6 protein-coding genes are annotated in these 7,123 nt (G+C 45.4%); 3 read left to right on the top strand and 3 right to left on the bottom strand.

The window, feature by feature from the left end; genetic code table 11:
• Positions 1-99 precede the first annotated feature (99 nt).
• Together BV372_RS30860 and BV372_RS30855 are read right to left on the bottom strand one after the other, a co-directional pair.
• Positions 100-792, bottom strand: coding sequence for a phosphorylase (locus BV372_RS30860; RefSeq protein WP_086690735.1), 693 nt, complete (start codon positions 790-792; stop codon positions 100-102).
• 143 nt (positions 793-935) lie between these two features.
• Entirely contained in the window at positions 936-1,805 is an 870-nt protein-coding gene (locus tag BV372_RS30855; protein WP_086690733.1) for a ferritin-like domain-containing protein, read from the bottom strand.
• A 156-nt stretch (positions 1,806-1,961) separates the two neighbouring features.
• Here BV372_RS30855 and BV372_RS30850 point away from each other — a divergent pair, with 156 nt between their 5' ends.
• The 3 genes from BV372_RS30850 to hpnH all read left to right on the top strand — a co-directional run bounded on the left by BV372_RS30850 (position 1,962) and on the right by hpnH (position 6,787).
• Entirely contained in the window at positions 1,962-4,673 is a 2,712-nt protein-coding gene (locus tag BV372_RS30850) for an efflux RND transporter permease subunit (RefSeq protein ID WP_086690731.1), read from the top strand.
• Positions 4,670-5,656: a hopanoid-associated sugar epimerase gene (gene hpnA / locus BV372_RS30845; RefSeq protein WP_086690738.1), complete on the top strand. Its 987-nt coding sequence runs from the start codon at positions 4,670-4,672 to the stop codon at positions 5,654-5,656. Before BV372_RS30850 ends, hpnA begins: the two co-directional genes overlap by 4 nt.
• 114 nt (positions 5,657-5,770) lie before the next feature.
• Complete coding sequence (gene hpnH / locus BV372_RS30840; RefSeq protein WP_086690729.1) at positions 5,771-6,787, top strand: adenosyl-hopene transferase HpnH; 1,017 nt, start codon at positions 5,771-5,773, stop codon at positions 6,785-6,787.
• Positions 6,788-6,840: 53 nt separating this feature from the next.
• Here hpnH and BV372_RS30835 read toward each other — a convergent pair.
• Positions 6,841-7,123, bottom strand: a 283-nt coding sequence (locus BV372_RS30835) for a tetratricopeptide repeat protein (protein WP_218776790.1), incomplete at its 5' end; no start/stop codon positions are given.

The raw sequence follows: 7,123 nt of genomic DNA, 5'->3' as shown, positions 1-7,123 counted from the left end.
CCAGAAAACTATTTGCATTAGGATATAAGGAGCCAGACCCACCATTCGCCAGCTGTATCCTTGAAGAAGTCGGGGATCTTGTTGTTCACGAGGCAGATATTAATCAGAAAATAATACTCCGGTTACTTCCTCCAATACTTTCAATGCTTGTAAGGAACCTCGAATTAAACGACTAGCAGCAATAGGCTTTCGGAGTAATGTAATTGCTAAGGGTAAAGAACGCAGGGAACCATCAGGGCTGATTGCTGATGTGAGATCAGGAATATCGTGGTGACAATCATCGCTAACTACGCGCAACATGGCGACTGACACGCCCACCTGATTGAAAAACTCTAAAGCGGCAAATCCTTCCATATCTACAACATCAGCCCCTAGAGTCTCACCAAGTTGGCGTTTTTCCGCAGCGGAACAAACCACGCGATCGCTTGTTAGTCCCTTAACTAAATTTAGTGCTGAGTTATGAGTTTTGAGTGCTGAGTATAACTGAGTTGTGAATCTAGCTTCACAAGCTTGAAACTTCCCCTGATAAACACAGTTCTCATACAAAACGACTTTGCCCACAGGGTAGCTGGGAGACAAACTACCACACAGACCCATAAGCAACACTCTCGCCTGTGGATGATTCACAAACCGCCCATCCTCTGGTAATTCGTGCAGATATGTGGTCAGAGGTTTTATGCCTACAGGGATAGGAATTACAGTTGGCGTTGAAGTGACACGGCTTAAACCACGACACACAGCCTTGTACTCTGCTCCCTGAGGCACAAGAATTACTTGGATGTCATTTGTCATTTGTCATTCGTCATTGGGTATTGTGCATCAGGCATTGAGCATTTCTTCCCCTGCTCCCTTGTCTCCCCTATCCTCCTTGTCTTCCTTGATCCCATTTCTCCCCACACTCCCCACACTCCCCACACTTCCTTGTCTCCTTTCCCTTATCCTCCCATTCCCCAATTCCCTTTCCTCTCGACAGTTTGGGGCTTACGTTGAGGTAATAATTGGAGAGTGCGGAAAGCGACATTAGTAAGCAGAGGTATCAATTGCGGTTGTAGCAAGCGAGAATCATACTTACTCATCCGCTGCTGATTTTCCTGAATGCACACTCCCAGAAACTTTTCTAGTGTGAGGTCGTCGGTGAAAGTGCTTGCGCCAGTAGCGGTAAAACCAGTACCACTAGGATCGGAATCGCCAAAGGCGGTAATTAAATTACTCAGTGCTTTGCCATAGTACCAGAGAGTTCTAACGATCCGCAGAGGTAAAAATCCTTGACCGCGATTAATTTGGATGTATGTGAACCAGTTGACAAAAAAGACAATATGACGTGCTTCTTCGTCCAAAATTGGATCGAAAATCGTGAAAAGGGCTTCTGGAAACACTTTAGCGTCACGGGCAATTCCAAACAGCCCAAAGGCAAAGAAGGAATCTAGGCACTCTTCAAACCCAAAGGTTGTGAAGGCTGGCTCAATCTTTGGCGGTACTACCACAGGAGGACGTTCCGGCATTTCGATGCCATAGCGGTCAATTAGTGTTTTGATCAGACGGGCGTGGCGCGATTCTTCTCTACCTTGGAGAGCGATCGCTTCATGTAACAGGGGATCTGTCACAGTGGCTGCATAACTACTCACCATTGCGCCAGCTTCTCGTTCAATATCAAGTGCTTTTTCCCAAAAGGGAATGGCTTGCAGACGAGCAAGATCGGCATCATTCAAATCAGGCCAGGGCAGATGCTCAGGCTCATACTCCAAGTGGCTATCTAAAAAGCTGCGGCAGAATAATTCCTTGTGTTCAACAGAGCCAAGTTTCATTTCTCAAGTTCCATTCTGTAGAAAAGAAAGATTGAGTCATACCAAGGTAAGAACATTCAGCAATATTGCTGATTGGGGAGTACCCGAACTCGCAAACTTTAAGTGATTACTGTAGCATGACTAATAATTGTGTCACCCGCACGATGATTTTCCAAGATGGTCAAGCCTAATAGCTCAAAATCCGCACGAGAACGCTTCAATATTTCTAGATTGGCGATTGAATTTTCGTGGCTGACGGTAGGTTTTTGGATTGCCGTGACGGTAGCTGGGCTTTTGGCTTTCAGTTCCCTCAAGTATGCTTTATTTCCAGACATTACCTTTCCTGTAGTGGTGGTAAATGCTACCGCTCCCATAGAATCAGCCCTGGATACAGAGACAAAACTCACCCAACCACTAGAAAAGCGTTTGCAATCCTTGGCAGGAATTGAGGATATCCGCTCATCCACTTATCCAGGTCAAACTGCCGTTAGTTTGTCTTTTGTTGTCGGTACAAACCTCGAAAATTCGACGCGCCAAGTCGAGACTGCACTTAAGAAGTTGACCCTGACGCAGGGAGCAAATTATAAGATTATTCCCCTGAACCTCAATGAGTCATCTGCCATTAGTTATGCCATTGAGAGTCCTTCCGGGAATCTTACCGATTTGACGAAGTTGGCAAAAGACAAAATTGTGCCAGCGATCGCGAAACTGCCAGGAGTGCTCAAGGTAGTACTATTGGGTGCGCCTAGTACTTCCCCTCCCCAGTTAGCAGCAAATACAGCTGCTTTACCGGAAGGTGGGGCTACCTTAGTGCGTTTCAATGGCAAAGACGCTTTGGCATTTCAGGTAATCAAAAAAGGCACAGCTAATACTTTGGAAGTGGTGAGCCGAGTTGAGCAAGAAGTCCAAAAGCTTCGGTCTTCTCTCAAAGATGCCAAACTTACCTTAGCCGCCACTCAGGCTGAATATATTCGCAACGCCACCCATTCTACAATCGACGCTTTGATTGAAGCGGTTGTGTTATCGGTAGTTGTGATCTTTCCATTTTTATGGAACTGGCAAGCTACCTTGATTTCCGCCTTGGCGATTCCGACATCTTTGTTGGCGACATTTATCGTCATGGCGTTTTTTGGCTTCAACTTAGAAACGATTACTCTATTAGCCTTAGCTTTGGTGATTGGTAGTATTGTCGATGACGCGATCGTCGATGTAGAAAACATCATGCGGCACGTCGAAGATGGCGAAAATCCCCGTCAAGCTGCTCTTTCTGCCACCAATGAAATTGGACTCACAGTTACCGCCGCCACTTTGACAGCCGTAGCGGTGTTTCTGCCAATCGGGTTGATGGGTGGAGTGATTGGTCAATTCTTCAAGCCTTTCGGTATTACTGTTTCCGCCGCCATGCTGGCTTCTTTGCTAGTAGCCAGAACTTTGTCGCCAGTACTTTCTATCTACTGGCTCAAACCTGCATCGTCCCGTTCTCGCCGTAGCGAATCTAAGTTATGGATTAGCTTTGCCCAAAGTTACCGAAATTTGCTGGATTGGTCTTTGGATCACAAGCGAATAGTCATGAGTTTAGCTTTACTCAGCTTAATAGCGGGTATCGCCATCATTCCCATGATCCCCAAGGGATTTATTCCCAAACTCGATCGCGGCGAATTTAATATTACTTACACCACTCCTTTGCTGAGTTTACCTGAGCATTTAAGGGCAGGGCAGGGGGGACAAGGGGTACAAGCAGGACAAGGGGCACAAGCAGGACAAGCAGAACAAGGGGAAATAGCAAATTCACCAATTCCCAACCCTTTAGACGATTCTCTGCAAGTTGCTAAAAAACTAGAAGAGGTAGTCAGAAAATCACCAGCTGTGCAAACGGTATTTACCACCGTTGGTTCCCGTGAGGGTGAGCCAAACAAAGGCACAATTTATATCAAGCTCAAAGAAGACCGCAAAATCACAACGGCGGAATTACAAGAGCAATTGCGTACCTCTTTACCTAATCTTCCTAATGTAACTACCAGTGTGGAAGATATTCAATTTGTCGATACTGGTGGTCAAAAACCTTTGCAGTTGGCATTGAGAGGCAACGACCTCAAGGCACTTAGCAAGGCAGCCAAGGCAATTAAAGACCGATTAGTGAAACTACCAGGATTCGCTGATGTTACTGTTACAGGCGAAAACAATCAAAACGATCAGATTTTTCAGATCGAGCGGCTGAATAATCAACGGGTGGCTTATATTGGCGCTAACCTTGGCAAAGATATGTCTTTAGGTGATGCCACAGATCAGGTGGTAGCAGAAGCTAAAGCAGTATTGCCCCCTGGTGTGTCTTTAGACTTGGGAGGAGACTCTGCCCGTCTGGGTGAAGTTTTTGGCAGTTTCGGCACTACCTTAGCTCTCTCAGCGTTGTGTATTGTAGTCGTGCTGATTTGGCTATTCAAAAGCTGGGTAGACCCTGTGGTGATTGGCGTTTCTTTGCCATTAGCTTTAGTGGGGGCAATGCTGGCGCTGTTAATCACTAAGAGTGACTTTGGCATGATTTCACTGATTGGCTTTGTGTTTTTGTTGGGTATCACCAATAAGAATGCCATTCTGATTGTGGATTACATCAACCAATTGCGTAACTCTGGGCTGGAACGCAAAGAAGCCATCCTCAAAGCCGGGCCAGTGCGCCTTCGACCAATCATGATGACCACTGCGGCCACAATCTTAGGTATGGTGCCCATCGCCTTGGGTTTGGGTGCGGGTTCAGAGTTGCGATCGCCTATGGCTGTAGCCATTACTGGCGGATTGGTAACTTCAACTGTCCTCAGTTTAATTGTTGTGCCTGTAGTCTACGCAATTTTGGATGACTGGTTTCCGCGTTTTAAAAAGAGGTGGATTCCTTGAAGCAGGTCTTTGTTACTGGGGGTACTGGTTTTATCGGTGCTCATTTAGTCAGGCTGTTGCTGCAAGAAGGCTATGCAGTCAAAGCACTGGTACGCCCTAGCAGCAACCTGGAAAACCTCCAAGGTTTAAACGTGGAAATTATCAAGGGCGATTTAAATGACTCAAATCTCTGGGAGAAAATCCTGGGTTGTCAGTACTTGTTTCATGTAGCAGCTCATTATTCTCTTTGGCAAACAGACCAAGAATTACTCTACCGCCACAACGTCCAAGGTACGCGTAATCTGCTAGCAGCAGCACAAAAAGCTGGTGTTGAGCGCACTGTATATACTAGCTCGGTGGCTGCAATTGGGGTAGGAGAATCTGGTAAAGTCGTAGATGAAACTCATCAGAGTCCCTTAGATAAATTGGTTGGTCACTACAAAAAGTCTAAATTTCTGGCGGAACAAGCAGCCATGCAAGCAGCTAGTGCAGGTCAGGAAATAGTTGTGGTCAATCCCAGTAGCCCCATCGGGCCGTTGGATATTAAACCTACGCCAACAGGTGATATTATCCTGCGGTTTCTACGGCGGCAAATGCCATTTTACGTGGATACTGGGCTGAATTTTATTGATGTGCGCGATGTAGCTTGGGGGCATTTACTAGCTTTGCAGCGAGGAAAATCAGGCGATCGCTATATCTTAGGACATCAAAATCTCACCCTGAAGCAACTCTTGGAACAACTCGCTCAAATTACAGGTTTGCAGGCTCCGCAACAGGCCGTACCTGCTTGGTTACCTCTGAGTGTTGCTTGGGTTGATGAAAAAATTCTTGCACCCTTAGGGAAATCGCCCTCAGTACCATTAGATGGTGTGCGGATGGCTCAACAACCTATGTACTACGATGCATCAAAAGCAGTACGAGAATTGGGTCTGCCTCAGTCTTCCCTGACGACAGCACTTAAGGATGCTGTCGATTGGTTTGTCAATGGGGGGTATGTCAAATGAGAAAAAATCGTACTTGGCACTTTAGGGCTTTTTAGCACTCAAGCACTAACTACAAAAACTCAATTTGACTTTTTCGGTGGTGTTTTACAACGTAACAGAGGAGTTAAAAGATCAATGGCGATTAATCTACAACAAGCTATAGATATAGGAAAATATCTGGTTACTCAGCGTTTGAAAGGACGTAAACGCTTTCCTTTAGTATTGATGTTGGAACCGCTTTTTCGCTGTAATTTAGCCTGTAACGGTTGTGGTAAAATCCAACATCCAGTAGAAATTCTCAAGCAAAATCTTACCCCAGAACAGTGCTTTGCCGCTGTGGAAGAGTGCGGCGCACCAGTTGTTTCAATTCCTGGGGGAGAACCGCTACTGCATCCCCAAATTGATGAGATTGTCCGGGGATTAGTTGCGCGCAAAAAGTATGTTTACTTGTGTACTAATGGTTTGTTGCTAGAAAAAAGCCTGGATAAGTTTCAACCTTCTCCTTACCTGACTTTTAGTGTCCATTTAGATGGATTGCAAGAGTTACACGATCAGTCTGTAGACCGCAAAGGCGTTTTTGATATTGCCGTCAAAGCCATTCGCGCTGCTAAAGCCAAAGGTTTTCGGGTGACAACAAACACTACTATCTTTGAGGGTACTGACCCCAATGAAATGCAGGAGTTCTTCGACTTCCTCGAAACCCTGAATACTGATGGCATGATGATTTCTCCTGGTTACAGTTACGAGTGGGCACCAGATCAAAATCATTTTCTCAAACGCGAACAAACACGCGCCTTATTCAGAGAAATTCTTGCCCCGCAAACATCTGGTGAGAAAAACTGGAACTTCAATCACAACCCTCTATTCTTAGACTTCCTCACAGGAGAAAAGGACTACGAATGTACGCCTTGGGGTAGCCCAAGCTACAGTGTTCTCGGTTGGCAAAAACCTTGCTATCTATTAAATGAAGGTTATTACGCCACCTTTAAGGAATTGCTAGAAGATACCGATTGGAGCCAATACGGTCGTGCTAGTGGTAATCCCAAATGTGCCGATTGCATGGTTCACTGTGGCTATGAACCAACAGCCGCAATGGATGCAATGCAACCACAAAATATAGCCCGTTCCTTAGGCACTGTGTTTGGTAAGTAGTACCGTTATGCGGAATTAACCGTTAATCAGCATTGGCATTTTAGCAATGCTGATTAATTAGCATTCCATTCTTTTTCAATTTCCTCTAAATCTTTGGCTGCACCTAATTGTTGAAAAAGTTGATGAGCTGTTTGGTAATGTTGTTGAGCAAGTTCTAGATTACCGCGTTTGCGTTCAAGCACTGCTAATTCGTAGTTAGCTTCTGCAATGTGCCAAGTCATACCTAGTTCTTTCATTTTTGCTAAGGCTTCTTTTAAGAATTGCTCGGCTGTTTCTAAATTACCCTTAGCTAATTCATTTTCTCCCAAACAACCTATTGAAGTTGCTATACCTGCT

This window comes from Nostoc sp. T09, assembly GCF_002154695.1.
GTDB lineage: Bacteria > Cyanobacteriota > Cyanobacteriia > Cyanobacteriales > Nostocaceae > Aulosira.
The sequence above is the reverse complement of the archived record's forward strand: the minus strand, read 5'-3'. Positions and strand labels throughout refer to the sequence as shown.

Excerpts from the sequence above, each read along its gene's own strand:
- BV372_RS30860 (WP_086690735.1), bottom strand. The coding sequence starts at position 792 with ATGACAAATGACATCCAAGTAATTCTTGTGCCTCAGGGAGCAGAGTAC.
- BV372_RS30855 (WP_086690733.1), bottom strand. The coding sequence starts at position 1,805 with ATGAAACTTGGCTCTGTTGAACACAAGGAATTATTCTGCCGCAGCTTT.
- BV372_RS30850 (WP_086690731.1), top strand. The coding sequence starts at position 1,962 with ATGGTCAAGCCTAATAGCTCAAAATCCGCACGAGAACGCTTCAATATT.
- hpnH (WP_086690729.1), top strand. The coding sequence starts at position 5,771 with ATGGCGATTAATCTACAACAAGCTATAGATATAGGAAAATATCTGGTT.